Raw genomic sequence first — 18665 nt, 5'->3', positions numbered from 1 at the left:
GAATTCCAATGATTGTGTCTTTCGCTTGCGCCGAAACGAAGGCGCTGTTTGAAACCGGCCGGTCCCGGCGTTTCGCGAATATCCTCGCCGCGGCAGAACGCAAGCTCACGCTGCTCGACGAAGCTGTCACGCTGAGCGCGTTGCGGGCGCCGCCGGGAAACCGGCTGGAAATATTGCGCGGCGAGCTCTCGGATACGTACAGCATCCGCGTGAACAATCAGTGGCGGCTGTGCTTTTCATGGACGCTGGACGGACCCGCCAACGTGCGGATCATCGACTATCACTGAACGAGACTACGAATGGGCAAATTTACGAACGGCATGCGTCCCGTGCACCCGGGCGAGATTCTGCGGGAGGATTACCTCGAACCGCTCGGCATGACCGCGAATGCGCTCGCCCGCGCGCTCGGCGTCACCGCGAACCGCATCAACGACATCGTGCTCGAGCGTCGCGGCGTGACGCCCGAAACGGCGCTCCGGCTCGCCCGCTATTTCGGCGGCGACGCGCAGACCTGGCTCAACCTGCAGATGACCTACGACCTGAAGATCGCGGAACGGGAGCACGCGGAAGAAATCGCGCGGACCGTTTTGCCGCGCGAAGCGGCGTGAGCGCCGCCCGAGCGTGTGCAAGCGCGGCGCTCGACGCCCGACTCAGCGAGCGACTCAGCGATCGATCACGAGCAACGTCGACGTCGCCGAGGCGTGCAGGCGGCCGCTCGCGTCCTTGAGCGTTGCCTCAGCGAACGCCGTGCGCCGGCCGATCGACAGCACGCGGCCTTCCGCGCGCAAGAGCCCGGAGTCGCGCGTGACGGCCTTGTGATACGCCACCTTCAGTTCGAGCGTCGTGTACGCCTGGCTGGCGTTGAGGCATGAGTGGACCGCGCAGCCGCACGCCGAATCGAGCAGCGTCGCCGCGTAGCCGCCGTGCACGGTGCCGATCGGGTTGTACGCGTGATCGCCGGCGATGCCCGCGAACACCGCCTTGCCGGCTTCCACTTCCACGAAGTCGAAATCCAGCGACACCAGAATCCCCGGCTTGCGCCCCGAGGCGATCAGCGCGCGCAATTGCGACAGGCCGTCCAACCCCGCCGCAGTTTCGTCGATCAGGCTCATCTTTTCGTCCCCTCAGTTCGATGTCTTCACTGCTTGCGCGAGCGTGGGCGTGCTGTTCACGGCGACGTCGTCGCCTGCGGGCGTCTGGCTCCAGCCGCCGCCGAGCGATCGGTACAACGCGACTGCCGCCAGCGCGTGCTCGCGTTTCGCGAGATTCAGCGAATCCGCGTCCTGCAGAAACGACTCCTGCGCCGCCAGCACATCGAGGAAGCTCGCCGCGCCGCCCTTGTACAACTGCGTCGACAGCGTGAGCGACTTGCCGGAGGAGGCGAGCGCATCGGTCAGGCGCGCGGCCGATTCCGTCGTGCTGACGAGATCGCTGCGCGTGTCCTCCACTTCCTTCAGCGCCTGCAGCATCGTTTGTCGCAGATGCAGTTCCGATTCGCGCATCCGGCTCTCGCTCTGTTCGATCTCGGCGGTGATGCGGCCCGCGTTGAAAATCGGGCTGGTCGCGTTGAGCGCGGCGCTGAACAGGTTGTCCGTGAGCGTCGGCAAGCCGAGATACGACGATGCCAGCAAGCCGTCCGTCAGTCGCAGCGAAAATTTCGGATAGCGCTCCGCCCTCGATACGCCCACTTCCGCCGCGCGCTGCTGCACGCCCGCGTAGGCCGCGAGCACGTCGGGGCGGCGCAGCAGCGCGTCGGACGGCAGCATCTGCGGCACGGCGTTCGTCGGCGCGGGAATCACGGGCGAATCGCCGGCGTTCGCGAGCATCAGCCGGTCGACGGATTCCGGCGTGCGTCCCGAATACACCGCGATCAGGCTCAACTGATGCTGGATCGTCGACTGCGCGCGGGGAATGCGCGCCTGCAAGTCGCTCAACTGATTCTGCGCGCGCGAGACGTCGAGTTGCGTCGAAAGCCCGTATTGCAGGCGACGTTGCGTGAGCCGCAACGCGCGCTCGCGGATCGCGACGTTGTCCTGCAGGATCTTGAGTTCCGATTGCGCCCAGCGCAGATCGACGTAAGCGGAAGCCGTATCGGCCGCCAGCGCGAGCCGCAGCTGGTCGGCGGCATGTTCCCGGCCGACGAGCTGCGCCTGCGACGCCAGCAGTTCGAGCCGCTCGCCGCCGAACACATCGGGCGTCCAGCTGAGCGCCAGCCCGATGCCCGCCTGCCGCACGTAGCCGAGCGGCGGCGGCGTGTTCTGACGCGTATTCGACGCGCCGGCGTTCGCATCGAGTTGCGGCAGGAGCGCCGCGCGACGCTGCGTCGTGAGCGCCTCTGCCTGTTTCACGCGCTCGACGGCGGCCTGCACATCGAGATTGTCATTCAGCACCGACGCCACCAGTTCGTGCAGGACCGGATCGCCGAACTGATTCCACCACGCGGCCGGATCGGCGGGATCGCGCGGCACGTCGACGCTCCAGCCGGCGGGCGCGGTCGTCGCGACCGTGGCGGGCAGATCGGCGTGCGTGCCCGGCTGCACCGCGCACGCCGCGAGCGACAGACACGCCAGGATTTCAACGAGAAGCTTTTTCATGATCGATTCCAGGCTCGAAAGACTCAGTGCGCATCGGAAGAAGGCGGCGCGCTCGCGATCGGCCGCGAGAAAATCACGCTGACGATCCCGACGAGGAAGCACAGCGCCAGCACGTAGAAACAATCGGCGAAGGTGAGCACCAGCGCCTCGCGCATCACGAGCGCATGCAGGCTCGCGAGACCCGCCTGCGACGCATCGAGCGCATCGCCCGCGACCGATGCCAGATGGTCCGAGCTGCGCGCGAGAAAGCCCGCGACCTCGGGACGCCCGACCGTCACGTTCTCGTTCAGCCGCAGATAGTGGAGATTCAGGCGGTCGTTGAGCATCGTCGCGCTGACGGCGATGCCGATCGCGCCGCCGAGATTGCGCATCAGGTTGAAAAGCCCGCTCGCCGACTTGAGGCGCGACTGCGGCAGCGAACCGAGCGCCATCGTGACGATCGGCGGCACGGCGAACTGCTGGCCGATGCCGCGCAGCGCCTGCGGCAGCAGCAGTTCCTGCCAGCCCCAGTCGTGCGTGAGCGGCGTGTAGAAATAGCAGCCGGCGCCGAAACAGACGAGACCGAACACGAGCAGGATGCGCATGTCGACGAACCGCGTCGCAAAGCCATACGCGACGAGCGCGATCAACTGGAAACAGCCCACCGACAAGAGCGCGATGCCGATTTCCAGCGAATCGAAACCTCGCACGCGACTCAGGAACACGGGCGTGAGAAACACCGACACGAAGATGCCGATCCCCGTCACGAACGACAACAGGCTGCCGATCGCGAAGTTGCGCACGGCGAGCGCCTTCAGGTCGACGACCGGTTCCTTCGCCGTGAACGCGTGCACGAGGAAGAGAAAGCCGCAGATGCCGGAAACCCACGCGCACAGGACGATCACGTCGTCGCCGAACCAGTTCTTGCGCGGCCCCTCTTCGAGCACGTATTCCAGGCAGCCGAGAAAGCCCGACATCAGCAGGATGCCGAGGTAATCGCCCTTTTTCAGCAGCTTGAGATCGGGTTCGTCGATATGGACGTACTTCGGCACCAGCGCCGCAACCGCGATGCCCGGCACCACGTTCAGGTAGAACAGCCAGTGCCAGGACCATTGCGACGTGATCCAGCCGCCGATCACCGGCCCGATCGCGGGCGCAAGCGACGCGAGCGCGCCGATCGTCGTCGAGGCGATCAGGCGCTGCTTGCCGGGAAAGAGCACGAAGGCGGTCGTGAAGACGGTCGGGATCATCGCGGCGCCGAGCGCGCCCTGCAGGCCGCGAAAGAGGATCATCGAATTGATGTCCCACGCCATGCCGCACAGCATGCTCGTGACCGTGAAGCCGACCGCCGACGCGACGAACAGCCAGCGCGTCGAGAACACCTTCGAGAGCCAGCCGGACACCGGGATCACGATGATTTCCGCGATCAGGTAGGACGTCTGGACCCACGACAGCTCGTCCTGGCTCGCCGACAATCCGCCGCCAATATCCTTCAGCGATGACGCGACGATCTGGATATCGAGCGTCGCCATGAAAAAGCCGAGGCACATTAGCGCGAACGCCAACACGCGCTGCTTCACCGGCTGGCTGGCGGGATCGAGTAAATGGGCCGCGCTCATGTCAGTTCGCGCCGCCGAGATGGACCTTGACCGTCGCCGAGAGGCCCGGGCGCAGCACCGCCTGCATCTCCTTCGGCACGTCGAGCCGCACGCGCACCGGCACGCGCTGCACGATCTTCGTGAAGTTGCCGGTCGCGTTTTCGGCAGGCAGGACGCTGAAGGTCGCGCCCGTCGCCGGCGCGAGGCTCTCGACGCGGCCGTGGATCGGCACGCTCGACGCGTCCAGGTCGACATCGACTTCATCGCCGACGCGCATCTTCTTCAACTGGTCTTCCTTGAAGTTCGCGTCGATCCACAATCCCGTCGACGGCACGATCGTCAAGAGCGGCACGCCCGTGTTCGCGAGCATCCCGACGCGCGCCGTCCGGTTGCCGACGTAGCCGTCGACGGGCGAGCGGATCGTCGTGTACTCGACGTTCAGTTCAGCGACGCGCCGCGCGGCTTCGACCGTCGCGACACGCGCGTTCGCATCGGCGATCTGCGCCTCGATCACGGCAAGTTCGCGCTTCGCCGCGACGAGCGACGCGCCGCTCTTGTCCACCGCCGCGCTCGCCTTGGTGTAGTCTGCGTCGGCGCGCTCGACGATCTGGCTCGAGACCGCGTCGTCCTTCACCAGTTCGCGATAGCGCGAGCGATCCTGCTTGCTTCTCGTCATTTCCGCCGACGACGCGCGCACTTCCGCCTGCTGCTGGTTGATCACGGCGGCCTGCAATTCGCGCTTCGCCTGCCATTCGACGACGGCCGCGCGCGCGCTCGACACTTCGGCGCTCGCCTGCGCGAGGCGGGCATCGTAGTCGCGCGAGTCGAGTTGCACGAGCACCTGTCCCGCCGAGACGCGCTGGTTGTCCTGCACGAGCAACTCCGTAACGAAGCCGTTCACCTTCGGCGCCATCACCGTGACGTTGCCGCCGACGTAGGCATCGTCGGTGGACTGCACGAAGCGCAGCACCAGCGCCCAGTAGGCGATGGCCGCGATCACGACCGCGCCGACGAGACCGAGCGCGAGCAGCATCCACGGAATGCGCCGCGCCGGATTTTGCAGCGTGGGCGCGGCGGCAGGGGAAACATCGGTAGAAGGGCTGGACATTGTCGTTGAAAGTGCATATGCACCGTAGAGAGTGGAGAAAGCGCCCGGAAAGGCGCTTGTGATTACGCGAAAGGCTAATTGTGCATATGCACCAAGTCAAGGCGCATTGCGCACATGAGTGAATGACGCGCGCAGCAACAATCGGCCGGAAGGCTTGCCGGGCGGACGTTCGCGCAGCTCACGCGGCTGCGCTGTCGCCGAAGAATTCCGCCGCGTGATCGACAAATGCGCGCACTTTCGCCGGAAGCAGCGCGCGCGTGCTGTAGGCGAGCCGGATTTCGATCGCCCCGCTGACGAGTTCGAAGCGATCGAGCAGCGTCACCAGTTGCCCCGATTCGATCTCGCGCTGCACCAGCCCGACCGGCAAAACGCCGATGCCGCAGCCCTGCAACACCATCTGACGGTTGAAATCGGCGCTATTCGACGCGATGTCGAAGCGCATCGGGACCGTCGCCTCGTCGCCGCCGATGCGAAACGTGAGTTCGGGCTTGCGGATCGACGCCGACATCGGCACGAATTCGTGATCGACGAGTTCCGACGGATGGCGCGGCGCTGGGTGCGTCGCGAGATAGCCGGGCGTCGCGACAAGCGCGAGCGGAATGCGTTCGAGCAGGCGCGTGATGACCGTGTCGCTCGTCAGCATGAAGGGCAGCACGAGCGCGAGGTCGTAACCCTCGGCGACGAGATCGACCGGCCGCTCGGTCAGCGTCACGTCGAGCCGGACCTGGCGATGCCGCTGCCTGAACGACGCGATCAGCGGCACCAGCCGGTTGACGGTCGCGGTCGTGTGCGCGACGAGCCGCAGGACGCCGGTCGCCTCGCTGGCATTCGTCGACGCGCTTCGTTCGAGCGCTTCGAGTTCGTCGAGCAGTCGCGAGCAGCCCGCGAAAAACTGCTCGGCGGTTTCGGTCAGCGAAATCTGGCGCGTCGTGCGGTTGAAGAGCCGGCTGCCGAGCCGTTGCTCCAGCGTCGAAATCGCGCGCGACACGACGGGCGGCGTCACGCCGAGAATATCGGCCGCGCGCGTGAAGCTCTTCGCCTCCACCACCGTGCAGAACACCTTCAGGGTCGTCAGATAGTCCATCGGCTTCCTTCGTTTTTTTCTTGAGATGACCGGCATCGTGAGCCGATCGAGCATGTTTTAGAGTCTTATCGGCATTAACACGCTCATCGCGTTGCCATAAAGTTCACTCACGCCATACGGATGGCTGTTCACATCACTCAGGAGCTCACCATGTCACGTCTTTCGCAAATCAACGTCAACGAAGCAACCGGCGCCGCCGCCGACCTGTTCGCCAACATCAAGCGCGCCGCGGGCCGCGTGCCGAACGCCTACGCGACCGTCGGCACGCACAACCCGGCGGTGCTCGCCGCCGCGCTCAACGGCGACGCCGTGCTCGCCAAGAGCAGCCTCGACAAGCGCGACCTCGAAGCGATCAAGCTCGCCGTCAGCGAGATCGCCGGTTGTGACTATTGTGTCGCCGCGCATACGGCGATCGGCAAGATGGTGGGATTGTCGCTCGAAGAAACGAAGCAGGTTCGCGCCGGCATCCCGACCGGCAACGCAGAGCGCGACGCGCTCGTGCGCTTCGTGCGCCATGTCGTGTCGAGCTCGGGCACGGTCGAGCGGTCGCATCTCGACGACGTGCGCGCGGCGGGCTACAGCGAGGCGCAAGTGGTCGACGCCCTCTTCGCAATCAGCGTGATCGGGTTCACGAATCTGTTGAACCGCGTGAACGATACCGACCTCGACTTCCCCGCCGTTCAGTAAGCTAGTCTTTCTTCAGCCGGTCGAGCAGCGACGTGATCAGGTCGATCGGCATCGGAAAGACGATGGTCGAATTCTTGTCGCCGGCGATGGTGGTCAGCGTCTGCAGGTAGCGCAACTGCATCGCCTGCGGCGCCTGCGCGAGCATCTGCGCGGCCTGCAACAGCTTTTCGGACGCCTGCAGCTCGCCTTCGGCATGAATGATCTTCGCGCGACGCTCGCGCTCGGCTTCGGCCTGGCGGGCGATCGCGCGGATCATCGTCTCGTTGATGTCGACATCCTTGATTTCCACGTTCGACACCTTGATGCCCCAGGCGTCGGTCTGCAAGTCGAGCACGCGCTGGATATCGGCATTCAGGCGCTCGCGCTCGGCGAGCAACTCGTCGAGTTCGTGCTTGCCGAGGATCGCGCGCAGGGTCGTCTGCGAAAGCTGGCTCGTGGCGTCGAGAAAGCGCGCGACCTGGATCACGGCCTTCTCCGGATCGACGACCCGGAAGTACACCACCGCGTTCACCTTCACCGACACGTTATCGCGCGTGATGACGTCCTGCGGCGGCACGTCGAAGACGACGGTACGCAGGTCCATGCGCACGACCTGCTGTACGGCCGGGATGATCAGCACGAGGCCCGGCCCCTTCACCTTCCAGAAGCGCCCGAGCATGAACACGACGCCGCGCTCGTATTCGCGAAAGATGCGGATCGCCGAAAAGAGCACGAGGACGATCAGCGCGACCAGCACGCCGGTGAAGCCGAATGTGATGCCCATCATTTTTTTCTCCTGTCGGTCAGAGTTGGCGCTTTAGCGCTTATCTCTGACCCCATGCAACTTGTTGCACTCTTAACTTCGTTCACGGCTTCGACGGTCAGCATGAGGCCGTGGCGCGCGGTCACGCGCACCTTGCCGCCGCGCGCGGGCAACGCGTGCGCGCCCGCGCTCTGCACGCGCCAGCGCTCGCCGCGAACCGTGGCCCAGCCGCTCTCGCCCGCCGCGTGTAATTCGTCGCCGAGCATGACGCCGACGCTGCCCAGCATCGCCTCCGACCCGCTCACGACCGGCCGCCGGCTCGCCTTCAACGCCACCGCCGACACCGAAAAGATGAACAGCGCGGTCACGATGGCAAGCCCCGCCACGACGCCCACCGGAATGCCGAAGCCCGGCACGTCGGTATCGATGAGCATCAGCGCGCCGATCGAAAACGCGACGACGCCGCCGATGCCGAGCGTCCCGAAGGTCGGCAGGAACATTTCCGCGACGAGAAAGCCGATGCCGAGCACGATCAGTCCCAGCCCGACAAAGCTGATCGGCAGCAACTGAAGCGCGAACAGCCCGACGAGCAGGCAAATCGCGCCCGCGACGCCCGGCAGCATGAAGCCGGGATTCGAGAATTCGAAGAAGAGCCCGTACATACCGATCATCACGAGAATCAGCGCGACGCTCGGGTCGGTGATCGTCGCGAGGAAGCGGCTGCGCCAGTCGGGCAGCAAGGTGATGACGGGCGCGCCTTTCGTCGCGAGGACGTGCTCGCCTGTCTGCGTGCGCACGCGGCGGCCGTCGAGTTTCGCGAGGAGATCGGGGATGTCGGCGGCGGTGAGGTCGATCACGCGCTGCGCGAGCGCCTCGCTCGCCGACAGGCTGACCGCTTCGCGCACCGCGCGCTCGGCCCATTCGGCGTTGCGGCCGCGCAGCTGCGCGAGTCCGCGGATGTAGGCGGCGGCGTCGTGGACTTGCTTGCGGGTTTCCGTCGATTCGGCAGCCGATGCGCCCGACGCGGCCGCCTCCGGCTTCGGCGCGCCGCTCGTGCCGACCTGGATCGGCGTCGCGGCACCGAGATTGGTGCCGGGCGCCATCGCGGCGACGTGGCTCGCGTAGACGATGTAGGTGCCCGCGCTCGCCGCGCGCGCGCCGCCCGGCGCGATGAACGACACAACCGGCACCGGCGACGCGAGGATCGCCTTGATGATCGAACGCATCGAGAGATCGAGGCCGCCGGGTGTATCGAGTTCGAGGATGGCGGCCTGCGCGCGGTCGTCGGCGGCGCGCGCGAGCGACCGGACGATGAAGTCGGCGCTTGCCGGCCCGATCGCGCCCGACACCGCGATCACGACGACAGGCGCATTCGCGGCGCCGGCCGCCCCGGCAATGGACGCCACGCCGAACAGAAGCGTCGCGAACAGCGCGGCGCAACGGCAAAGCAGGCCAAACGGATTCGTTCTCATCGATGAAAACCGGCGGCGCGCGGGCGTCGTGAGCCCGTTGCCCCGGTCCCTCGCTTGTGCTGTCCAACGATGCGGGTCTCACCTCAAGCTTAGGCCAAATTCGCCCGCTTGCCCGAAACCGTCACGCTCACGGACGCACGGCGGTCCGGTCGATCACCTTGTCGACGTCGGCGGTTTCGCCGAGTCCGGACATGAAGCGCGCGCGGTCGAAATCGCGCGCGATGCAGCCGTCCACGTAGATGAACCGGCGCTGCAGTGTGAGCCACAGGCTGGTTTTCTCGCGCCATTGGGTCGATGCGTTCAGCAAGGCAAGGCGCCGCGTCACGCTCTCGGCGATTTCCTTGTCGTAGAGATAGCTGTTCGACAGCCGGCAACGCCCGGCGATCCAGCAACTGTTGCCGCGCTCGATGCGGTAGTGCGCCTCGTCGTTCCATTCCTGCAGCGTTTCGAAGGGGCCGGGCGGCGCCGCGCAGCCGGCAATCGCCGACGAAATGTGCATGAAAGGATCGTCGCCACGGTTGGCGCGCGGTTCGTCGGCGAGCGCGAGCGCGGCGGGCAGCCACAGGAATGACAGCAACACGCGGCTTGCAAAGGACATGGCGGCAGACCGGAAAACGCGAATGACAGCCCAAGGATAGTCGCGACTCGCGCCCTGTCCAAACGCCTTGCAGCCGATACACTTGAAGCACCGGCCCGATGACCGCGCTCGAGCGGAGATACCGACATGAAACAGGCACTGCATCATCTGACGGTCGCGACGCGCACGCGCGGTCTGCACGAATTCACCGCCGAAATCGACACGTGGATCGACCACCAGGACATCCGCACCGGGCTTTTGACGGTGTTCTGCCGGCATACGTCGGCGTCGCTGCTGATCCAGGAAAACGCCGATCCCGACGTGCGCACCGACCTCGAACGCTTTTTCGAGACGATCGCGCCCGAGTCGCCGGATCGCTATGTGCACGACGCCGAAGGCCCCGACGACATGCCCGCGCACCTGCGCACCGCGCTCACGACGGTGCAACTGTCGGTGCCGGTCGAAGCCGGACGCATGCTGCTCGGCACGTGGCAAGGCATTTATCTGTTCGAACACCGGCGCGCGGCGCATCGGCGGGAAGTCGTCTTGCATCTGATCGGCGAGTAACCTAATATACGCTCCGCGTATATCACCCGGAGCGAACATGGCAGCCATTCAGCAGCAAACCGTCCTGCGCGACGCAATGCGCCGTCTCAACATGACCCGCGACGCGTTCGCGAACCGCGTCGGCGTGACCCGGCGGGCGCTCGACACCTGGCTGTTGCCCGACGGATCGCCCGAATCGCGTGCGATGCCGGAAATCGCCGGCCGCTATGTCAGCGAGATTCTCGAACGCGCCCCGAGCGAGCACGAATATACGCAGAGCGCATATCCGGCGATCGCCTTCGAAGGGCGAGCGCATCTGCTGTCCGTTGACCAGTTTTCGCGCGATTCCGTCGAGGCGCTCTTTCGCGTCGCCGATACGATGCAGCCCATCGCGCGCCGCCAGAAGATCACGCGCGTGCTCGAAGGCGCGGTGCTCGCGAACCTGTTTTTCGAAGCCAGCACGCGCACGCGCGTGAGCTTCGGCGCGGCGTTCTGCCGGCTCGGCGGCTCGGTTTGCGACACGACCGGCTTCACGTTTTCGTCGATGGCGAAGGGCGAGTCCATCTACGACACGAGCCGCGTCATCAGCGGTTACGCCGATGCGCTCGTCGTTCGGCATCCCGAGCAGGGATCGGTGGCCGAATTCGCGCGCGCGACCAATATTCCCGTCATCAATGCCGGCGACGGCCCCGGCGAGCATCCGAGCCAGGCGCTGCTCGATCTGTACACGATCCAGCGCGAATTTTCGCGTATCGGGAAGATCGTCGATGGCGCGCATATCGCGATGGTCGGCGACCTCAAGTACGGCCGCACCGTGCATTCGCTCGCGAAGCTGCTCGCGCTCTATCGCGGACTAAAGTTCACGCTGGTCTCGCCGCGTTCGCTGGAAATGCCCGACTACATCGTCGAGCAGATCGCGCGCGGCGATCACGTGATCGAGCAGACGGCCGACCTGCACGCCGGGCTGAAAGGCGCCGACGTCGTGTACGCGACGCGCATTCAAAAGGAGCGTTTCGCCGACGAGTCGATCGAAGGCTATACGCCGGACTTCCAGATCAACCAGGCGCTCGTGGACGCGGTGTGCGGCCCCGACACGCTCATCATGCATCCGCTGCCGCGCGACGGCCGCCCGGGCGCCAACGACCTGAGCACGGACCTGAATCACGATGCGCGGCTCGCGATCTTTCGCCAGACCGACAACGGCATTCCGGTGCGCATGGCGATCTTCGCGATGCTGCTGGGCGTCGAGCATCAGGTGCAGCATTCGATGCGCGATGCCGCCTGGCGCTCGCCCGCGTATGTCGGTCCGGACGACGCGGTGTTTCACGGGATCGACTAGCGCAGGAGGAAAAAAGCCGCTGGCGTTTCGCTTGGCCGATCGCCGTCGCCGCCCGTTGTCACTTTTTGTCGCTGCGACCCGGCTCTTGCGCCACCGCGCACGTGTGATCCTGCAACTCCTCCGACGAAGCCCAGTCGCCCGGCTTGACATGATCGTTGAGCAGATAGAACGCAGGCGTGCCGTCGCGCAGCGTGGCGCCCGCGAGCAGCAGCGTCTGCTCGGCCATCACCTGGCCTTCTCGCGCGACGTCGGGCGCCAGCAGCTTGAACGGATCGGTGTATGTGAGATCGGCGTCGTCGATGCGGCGGATGCGATACGCATGGCCGCGCAGCAGAACCGGAAACGGCGACCAGTCGGTGCTCGCGCGCGGTCCGTATTCGCGCAGCGCCGCGACGACATCCGGCGCGAGGCAGTCGATATGAATATGCAGTTGATTCTGCGTGCGCCCGTATGCCGAATTGATCGCAAGCGAGAGCGTCTCGCGCGGCATGTCGCGATCGAGCGCCTCGTCGACGAAGCGCCGCGCCTGCCACGCCGCGCGAAAGTAGTTGGGCGTTCCGGGCACGAGCAGATCGGCGCTTTCGATGCCGCCGATGCGCGTCGTCGGAATCAGCAGATATTGCGCGACGCCGACGATATCCTTCAGCACCGCATAGCCGCCCGCGAGATTCACGTCGATGCATTTCTGCGCGACGTCGGCGCCTTCGGCCGCGGGGACACACGAATCGTGGACGATCTCCCAGAGCGCGTTCGGATTGTGGGCACGCGCGCACGGCGCGGCGCAGGCGAGCGCGATGGAGACGCAGAGTGCGGCGAGCGAAGTCGGTCGTTTGATCATGGCGACTTGCATCGTAGCCGCGTTTTGTGACGGCCTGCGCAGATCGCATCACCGGCGAATGCAAGTAGTCGGCGATCATGCGCAGCGCTTCCAGCGCCTCAAGTCCCGCCCTCGCCTGCCGTATACGAAAGGAAAGGCACGCTCGTCCGCACCGGACCGCAGCCGCTCCATCAGCCTCGTCCGACCACCATCGCAATGCACGCAAGAACAAAAGCCCGACAGCTAGGCATCGCCATCGCAGCATTGATGTCCATCTCGACCGCCGCCCACGCCGACGTCCCCGCAACCGGCGGGAAGCTTCTCCTGACCGGCGGCGTCTCCGAAGTCGAAGGCGCCGCGGGCGGCGGCCTGACACCGTGGGCCGTGATCGGCGGCTATGGCACGGCCGGCCAGTTGGGCGGCAACGGGCACGGCACCTACGTCAGAACCCAGGACTACGCGCTGTCGACTTATGGCGTGATGGTCGGGGTCGCGAACCGCGTCGAGTTTTCACTGGCGCGGCAGACCTTCGATACACGCGATATCGGCGCGCAACTAGGCCTCGGTTCGAACTACAAGTTCAATCAGAACATCTTCGGCGTGAAGGTCCGGCTCTTCGGCGATGCGGTGCTCGATCAGGACACATGGCTCCCGCAAGTCGCCGCGGGCATCCAGTTCAAGCACAACGAGCAAGGCGACGTCCTCAGGGCGGTGGGCGCGGCCAGCAATTCCGGCACCGATTTCTACGTCTCCGCGACAAAGCTGCTGCTCGCGCAAAGCCTGCTTCTGAACGGCACGCTGCGCTTCACCAAGGCGAACCAGTTCGGCCTGCTCGGATTCGGCGGCGACAAATCGAACGATTACCACGCCGAGTTCGAGTCTTCCGTGGCCTACATGCTGTCGAGAAGCGTCGTGATCGGCGCCGAGTACCGCACTAAGCCGGACAACCTGAGCTTCGCCCGCGAGCAGAACGCCTACGACGCGTTCGTCGCGTGGGCACCGACCAAGCATGTCGCGCTGACCGCCGCCTATGTCGCACTAGGCGACATCGCGACGATCAAGAATCAGCGCGGCGTCTATCTCTCCTTGCAGGCAGGGTTCTGATCATGATGCGCGTCTTCCGTTTCGCCGCCACGGCGCTCATCGCGCTAGCGGCGCTCGCGAGCGTTAATGCTCACGCCGACGATTCGCTCTATCGCGAGTTCGGCAAAAAGCCGGGGCTCGTCAAGATTACCGACGATCTCTACGACAACCTTCTCGCCGATCCGCGCACGCAACCCTATTTCGAGGACGCGCCGATCAAGCGCATCAAGCAGAAGCTCGTCGAGCAACTCTGCGTGCTGCTCGGCGGCCCTTGCGAATACACGGGCCGCACGATGAAGCGCACTCACGAAGGGCAGAACATCGACCGTGCCGCGTTCAATGCGCTCGTCGAGGATCTGCAGGACGCGATGGACAAGAACGGCGTGCCCTTTCATGCGCAGAACAAGCTGCTTGCGAAGCTCGCGCCGATGTATCGCGACGTCCAGGATCGCGACTGAACCGCGCCTCAAGTTCCTAGCGGGCGCGCCGTTATCCCGCTAAGCGCGCGTCTTTTTCGCGCACAGCAATCAACGAAGACATTCAGATGCGATTCAGCACACGGTTATCTGCGGCACTCGCTTGCTGCGCAGCAGGACTCGCCGCGATGGCCGCGCAGGCCGCGAGCGTTCGCGTGCAGATCATCGACCAGGCGGGCGCCGTCGTGCCCGACGCCATCGTCTATGCGATGCCCGTCAACGGCAAGATACCGGCGACGAAGCCCGCAGGCGCGGTGATCGACCAGGTGAAGCGCCGCTTCGTGCCGCTCGTCTCCGTCGCGCAGACGGGCGCCGCGATCACGTTTCCCAACAAGGACAACATCGAGCACGACGTCTACTCGTTCTCGCCCGCCAAGCGCTTCGAGCTCAACCTGTATCACGGCATTCCCGCGACGCCGGTCGTCTTCGAGAAACCCGGTCTCGTCGTGATGGGCTGCAACATCCACGACTCGATGATCGCGTATCTGCTGATCGTGGATACGCCGTGGTTCGCGAAGACCGATGCTAACGGCCAGGCCTCCATCGACAATCTGCCCGCCGACACCTACCGCGTCACCGCGTGGCACCCTCGCATGAGCGATCCGAACGCGCAGCCCACGCAGAAGCTCGGCGCAGGCACCGGCGACACGGCGAAGTTCACCTTGCAGTTAAAGCCCGAACAGAAGGCCGATTAGGCGAGCCGATGCGACTCCACAGCCTGCGTGCGCGGATTGCGCTGGTCTTCGTCCTGCTGATGCTGGCCGTGCAGGCGGCCGCGTTCGTCGTTATCAATTCGGTGATCACGTCGAACGCGCACCGCAACGCGAACGAGCAGTTGGCGGTCGCCGAGCGCGTGTTCAAGCAGGTCCTTCGAAGCAACAGCGAAAAGCTCACGCAGGCGGCGAGCGTCGTCGCGGCGGACTTCGGTTTCCGGCAGGCCATCGCGTCGCATGACGAGAAAACCGTGGCTTCGGCGCTCCAGAATCACGGCGACCGCATTCACGCGGACATCGTGATGCTCGCGGATCTCGACGGCAAGCTGATCGCCGACAGCAGCGGACCCGCGCACGAAGGCATGCCCTTTCCGTTCCCCAAACTGCTGCGCGCCGTGGAGCGCAACGGCGACGCCTCGGCGATCGGCATGATCGACGGACGGCCGTACCAGCTCGTCGCGGTGCCGATCAAGGCGCCGTTGCCGATCGCGTGGGTCGCGATGGGCTTCGTCATCGACGACGACATGGCGCGCGAGATGAGCAGCCTGACCTCGCTCGACGTGTCGTTCATCGACCAGCGCGCCGACGGCCACTGGACCGCGCTCGCGAGTTCGTTGCCCGCGGCGGAGCGCCGTGCGCTGCAAGACCCGTCCAATCTGTCCGAAGAAAACTACGCGACGCGGCTCGTGCTCCTGAAGTCCGAAGGCGAGCCCGTTGCCGTCATGCTGCAACGTTCGCTTGCCGAAGCGCTCGCACCGTTCCGTCGTCTGCAAACGACGCTCTTGCTCATCACGCTCGCGGGCGTGCTCGTGTCGATCGTCGGCAGCATGTTCACGGCGCGCAGCGTCACGCGGCCGATCGCGGCACTCACGCAGTTCTCGCGACGCATCGGCCAGGGCAATTACGCCGAGCCGATCGACGTGAAGCACCACGACGAAATGGGCGAACTCGCGAACGCGTTCAATCAGATGCAGCACGGCATCGCGGAACGCGAGCGGCGCATTACCGAACTCGCGTACATGGATCGCCTGACGGGGCTGCCGAACCGCGCGCTCTTCAACGACCGCCTGCAGCAGGCGATCGGCGTCGCGCTGCGCGCCGGGCATCCGCTCTCGGTGATGATGATGGACCTCGACCGCTTCAAGTATGTCAACGACACGCTCGGGCATCCCATCGGCGATCTGCTGCTGTGTGAAGTCGCGAAGCGCCTGCGCTCCGCCCTTCAGCGCAACACTGACACGGTCGCGCGTCTGGGCGGCGACGAGTTCGCCGTTCTGCTCCCCACCGACGACATCGACGCCGCGAAGCTGATTGCCAACCGGATGCTGAAGGCGCTGGAAGAACCGATCACGATCGAAGGGCAACTCGTCGATGTGGGCGCGAGCATCGGCATCGTCACGTGCCCGCATAACGGTGCCGACATGAACGTGCTGCTGCGCCGCGCCGACATCGCGATGTATGTGGCGAAACGCGCGAATGCCGGTTATGCGCTCTACGACGAACGTCACGACCAGAACAGCGCAGAACGGCTTTCGCTGATGAGCGAGTTGCGCCAGGCGGTCGAGCACGATCAGCTGACGCTCTACTACCAGCCGAAGGTGGACCTGAGCACGCACAAGGTGAAGTACGTCGAGGCGCTGGTTCGCTGGGACCATCCGACGCGCGGCTTCGTCTCGCCGGACCAGTTCATTCCGTTTGCCGAGCAGACAGGCTATATCAAGAGCATCTCGCGCTGGGTTGCCGAAAAAGCCATCCAGCAGTGTTCGCTGTGGCACGCGCAAGGCATCGAACTGGCCGTGTCGGTGAACGTCTCGGCGCGCGAGCTGATCCAGTCGTCGCTGCCCGACACGTTCAGCGCGCTATTGAGCAAGTACCGCGTGGCGCCGGAATGGATCTGGATCGAGATCACGGAGAGCGCGATCATGGACGATCCGAATCACGCCATCGAAACGCTGGACCGCCTGCATGCGCTCGGCATTCGCCTGTCGATCGACGACTTCGGCACCGGCTATTCGTCGCTGTCGTATCTGAAGCGCATGCCCGTCGACGAGCTGAAGATCGACAAGTCCTTCGTGATGGGCATGTTCGACCACAAGGACGACGAGACCATCGTTCGATCCACGATCGACCTCGGTCACAACATGGGTCTGAAGGTGGTGGCGGAGGGTGTCGAGAACGAAGCGATGTTGATGCGCCTGAAGGACCTGCGCTGCGACCTCGCGCAGGGCTTTCATCTGAGCCGGCCGTTGCCGCCCGCGAAGCTGGAGGCGTGGCTGCAAGAGTGGCAGGAATCCGCCGAGGCCGCATGAAAAAGCCCGCGTTCGTGAGAACGCGGGCTTGCCATCCGACAAGACGCGAGGCTCAGGCGGTTCTCGCCTTGTCGCCTTCGCGCTCGACCGGATGCGGTTCCTTCAGCTTGTTGGCGACGCGGGTCGCTTCGAAATAGCCGGGGTTCGGCGGCCGCTTCAGGTACTGGCCCGCACCGCGGACCGCGCGCAGGTCGCCGTCGGCCCACGCAAGTGCACCGCGCGTGAGCGTGTGCGTCGCGACGCCTTGCACCGTCATTCCTTCGAACACGTTGAAATCGACCTTCTGATGATGCGTGTTCACCGACATCGTCTTGCTTGCAGCCGGGTCCCAGACGACCAGGTCCGCATCCGCGCCGACCTGCACCGCGCCCTTGCGCGGAAAGAGATTGAAGATCTGCGCTGCGTTGGTCGAGGTGACGCGCACGAACTCGTTCGGCGTCAGGCGTCCCTTGTTCACGCCGTGATGCCAGAGCACCGACATGCGATCCTCCACGCCGCCGCAGCCGTTCGGGATCTTCGTGAAGTCCTCGCGGCCCATCGCCTTTTGCGACGCGCAGAAGACGCAATGATCGGTGGCCGTGGTGTGAAGCTGGCCCGACTGCAGGCCTCTCCATAGCGCCTCGCGATGTTCGGCCGCGCGAAACGGCGGGCTCATCACGTGAGCGGCGGCGCGCGTCCAGTCCGGATCGCGATACACCGATTCGTCGATCACCAGATGCCCCGGCAGCACTTCGCCGAACACGCGCTGTCCTTCATTGCGCGCCCGCGCGATCACGTCGACGGCGTCCTTCGCCGAGACGTGCACGATATAGATCGGCACGCCGAGCACCTGCGCGATGCGAATCGCGCGATTCGCGGCTTCGCCTTCGACTTCCGGCGGACGCGACAACGGATGCGCTTCGGGTCCCGTGAAGCCGCGCGCAAGTAGTTGCTTCTGCAACTGGAAGACAAGTTCTCCGTTTTCGGCATGCACGGTCGGCAGCGCGCCGAGTTCAAGCGAGCGCGTGAAGCTGTTCACGAGCACTTCGTCGTCGGCCATGATCGCGTTCTTGTAGGCCATGAAGTGCTTGAAGCTCGACACGCCGTGATCGTGCACGAGCGTTCCCATGTCGCGATGCACCGATTCGTCCCACCACGTCACCGCGACGTGAAAGCCATAATCCGCCGATGCCTTCTCCGCCCAGCCGCGCCATTCCCTGAACGCGTCCATCAGTGGTTGCTTCGGGCTCGGGATCACGAAGTCGATGATGCTCGTCGTGCCGCCCGACAGCCCCGCCGCCGTGCCGGTGTAGAAGTCGTCGCTCGCGGTCGTGCCCATGAAGGGCAGTTCCATGTGCGTATGCGGATCGATGCCGCCCGGCATCACATACTGACCGCCCGCGTCGACGATCTGCGTACCCGCGGGCACGTCGAGATCGAGGCCGATCGCGAGAATGGTGCCGCCGTCTTTGGGATCGGCACAGAGCACGTCGGCGCGGTAGGTGCGATCGGCATCGATCACCGTGCCGCCGCGTATCAGGATCGTCATGTTACTGTCTCCT

19 protein-coding genes are annotated in these 18665 nt (G+C 65.2%); 9 read left to right on the top strand and 10 right to left on the bottom strand.

Annotated elements, in window-relative coordinates; genetic code table 11:
* The first annotated feature begins 8 nt into the window (after window positions 1-8).
* Together QCE48_RS23310 and QCE48_RS23305 are read left to right on the top strand one after the other, a co-directional pair.
* The gene (locus QCE48_RS23310; protein WP_309782503.1) at window positions 9-287 is read left to right on the top strand and encodes a type II toxin-antitoxin system RelE/ParE family toxin; all 279 of its coding nucleotides are present in this window, start codon (window positions 9-11) and stop codon (window positions 285-287) included.
* Between the two features lie 12 nt (window positions 288-299).
* Window positions 300-608: a HigA family addiction module antitoxin gene (locus QCE48_RS23305; protein WP_309782501.1), complete on the top strand. Its 309-nt coding sequence runs from the start codon at window positions 300-302 to the stop codon at window positions 606-608.
* Between the two features lie 54 nt (window positions 609-662).
* Here the strand turns inward: QCE48_RS23305 and QCE48_RS23300 are convergent, their stop codons facing one another.
* From QCE48_RS23300 to QCE48_RS23280, 5 genes are all read right to left on the bottom strand, one after another.
* Entirely contained in the window at window positions 663-1112 is a 450-nt protein-coding gene (locus tag QCE48_RS23300; RefSeq protein ID WP_309782499.1) for a PaaI family thioesterase, read from the bottom strand.
* A 12-nt stretch (window positions 1113-1124) separates the two neighbouring features.
* A complete protein-coding gene (locus QCE48_RS23295; protein WP_309782497.1) occupies window positions 1125-2594 on the bottom strand; it encodes an efflux transporter outer membrane subunit in 1470 nt (489 codons plus the stop codon).
* A gap of 23 nt (window positions 2595-2617) precedes the next feature.
* A complete protein-coding gene (locus QCE48_RS23290; protein ID WP_309782496.1) occupies window positions 2618-4192 on the bottom strand; it encodes a DHA2 family efflux MFS transporter permease subunit in 1575 nt (524 codons plus the stop codon).
* A gap of 1 nt (window position 4193) precedes the next feature.
* Window positions 4194-5279 (bottom strand): HlyD family secretion protein, encoded by a 1086-nt coding sequence (locus QCE48_RS23285; RefSeq protein WP_309782494.1) that lies wholly within the window; start codon window positions 5277-5279, stop codon window positions 4194-4196.
* Between the two features lie 178 nt (window positions 5280-5457).
* Window positions 5458-6363, bottom strand: a complete 906-nt coding sequence (locus QCE48_RS23280; protein ID WP_309782491.1) for a LysR family transcriptional regulator — start codon at window positions 6361-6363, stop codon at window positions 5458-5460.
* A gap of 150 nt (window positions 6364-6513) precedes the next feature.
* Here QCE48_RS23280 and QCE48_RS23275 point away from each other — a divergent pair, with 150 nt between their 5' ends.
* Complete coding sequence (locus QCE48_RS23275) at window positions 6514-7050, top strand: carboxymuconolactone decarboxylase family protein (RefSeq protein ID WP_309782489.1); 537 nt, start codon at window positions 6514-6516, stop codon at window positions 7048-7050.
* 1 nt (window position 7051) lies between these two features.
* Here QCE48_RS23275 and QCE48_RS23270 read toward each other — a convergent pair whose 3' ends face one another.
* From QCE48_RS23270 to QCE48_RS23260, 3 genes are all read right to left on the bottom strand, one after another.
* Window positions 7052-7816, bottom strand: a complete 765-nt coding sequence (locus tag QCE48_RS23270) for a slipin family protein (RefSeq protein WP_309782487.1) — start codon at window positions 7814-7816, stop codon at window positions 7052-7054.
* Entirely contained in the window at window positions 7813-9264 is a 1452-nt protein-coding gene (locus tag QCE48_RS23265; protein WP_309782485.1) for a nodulation protein NfeD, read from the bottom strand. Before QCE48_RS23265 ends, QCE48_RS23270 begins: the two co-directional genes overlap by 4 nt.
* Window positions 9265-9391: 127 nt before the next feature.
* The gene (locus tag QCE48_RS23260; RefSeq protein WP_309782483.1) at window positions 9392-9862 is read right to left on the bottom strand and encodes a BON domain-containing protein; all 471 of its coding nucleotides are present in this window, start codon (window positions 9860-9862) and stop codon (window positions 9392-9394) included.
* A gap of 126 nt (window positions 9863-9988) precedes the next feature.
* Here QCE48_RS23260 and QCE48_RS23255 point away from each other — a divergent pair, with 126 nt between their 5' ends.
* Window positions 9989-10408: a secondary thiamine-phosphate synthase enzyme YjbQ gene (locus QCE48_RS23255; RefSeq protein ID WP_309782481.1), complete on the top strand. Its 420-nt coding sequence runs from the start codon at window positions 9989-9991 to the stop codon at window positions 10406-10408.
* A gap of 37 nt (window positions 10409-10445) precedes the next feature.
* Window positions 10446-11726, top strand: a complete 1281-nt coding sequence (locus tag QCE48_RS23250) for an aspartate carbamoyltransferase (protein ID WP_309782479.1) — start codon at window positions 10446-10448, stop codon at window positions 11724-11726.
* Window positions 11727-11784: 58 nt separating this feature from the next.
* On the opposite strand, the gene QCE48_RS23245 is transcribed toward QCE48_RS23250, so the two are convergent.
* Window positions 11785-12564 carry a CDP-diacylglycerol diphosphatase gene (locus QCE48_RS23245; protein WP_309782477.1) on the bottom strand — a complete coding sequence of 260 codons (780 nt, stop codon included), beginning with the start codon at window positions 12562-12564 and terminating at the stop codon, window positions 11785-11787.
* Between the two features lie 246 nt (window positions 12565-12810).
* On the opposite strand from QCE48_RS23245, the gene QCE48_RS23240 reads away from it, so the two are divergent.
* The 4 genes from QCE48_RS23240 (at window position 12811) to QCE48_RS23225 (ending at window position 17124) form a co-directional block, all read left to right on the top strand.
* On the top strand, window positions 12811-13647 hold the full coding sequence (locus tag QCE48_RS23240; RefSeq protein WP_309782475.1) for a DUF3034 family protein: 837 nt from the start codon (window positions 12811-12813) through the stop codon (window positions 13645-13647).
* A gap of 2 nt (window positions 13648-13649) precedes the next feature.
* Window positions 13650-14084 carry a group 1 truncated hemoglobin gene (locus QCE48_RS23235; protein ID WP_309782473.1) on the top strand — a complete coding sequence of 145 codons (435 nt, stop codon included), beginning with the start codon at window positions 13650-13652 and terminating at the stop codon, window positions 14082-14084.
* Between the two features lie 146 nt (window positions 14085-14230).
* The gene (locus QCE48_RS23230; RefSeq protein ID WP_309782472.1) at window positions 14231-14797 is read left to right on the top strand and encodes a methylamine utilization protein; all 567 of its coding nucleotides are present in this window, start codon (window positions 14231-14233) and stop codon (window positions 14795-14797) included.
* Between the two features lie 8 nt (window positions 14798-14805).
* Complete coding sequence (locus QCE48_RS23225; RefSeq protein WP_309782470.1) at window positions 14806-17124, top strand: EAL domain-containing protein; 2319 nt, start codon at window positions 14806-14808, stop codon at window positions 17122-17124.
* A 52-nt stretch (window positions 17125-17176) separates the two neighbouring features.
* Here QCE48_RS23225 and hydA read toward each other — a convergent pair whose 3' ends face one another.
* The gene (hydA, locus tag QCE48_RS23220; protein ID WP_309782469.1) at window positions 17177-18652 is read right to left on the bottom strand and encodes a dihydropyrimidinase; all 1476 of its coding nucleotides are present in this window, start codon (window positions 18650-18652) and stop codon (window positions 17177-17179) included.
* Between the last annotated feature and the right edge of the window lie 13 nt (window positions 18653-18665).

It is taken from the genome of Caballeronia sp. LZ024, from assembly GCF_031451455.1.
GTDB lineage: Bacteria > Pseudomonadota > Gammaproteobacteria > Burkholderiales > Burkholderiaceae > Caballeronia > Caballeronia telluris.
This window is presented reverse-complemented; position numbering and strand designations above follow the sequence as displayed.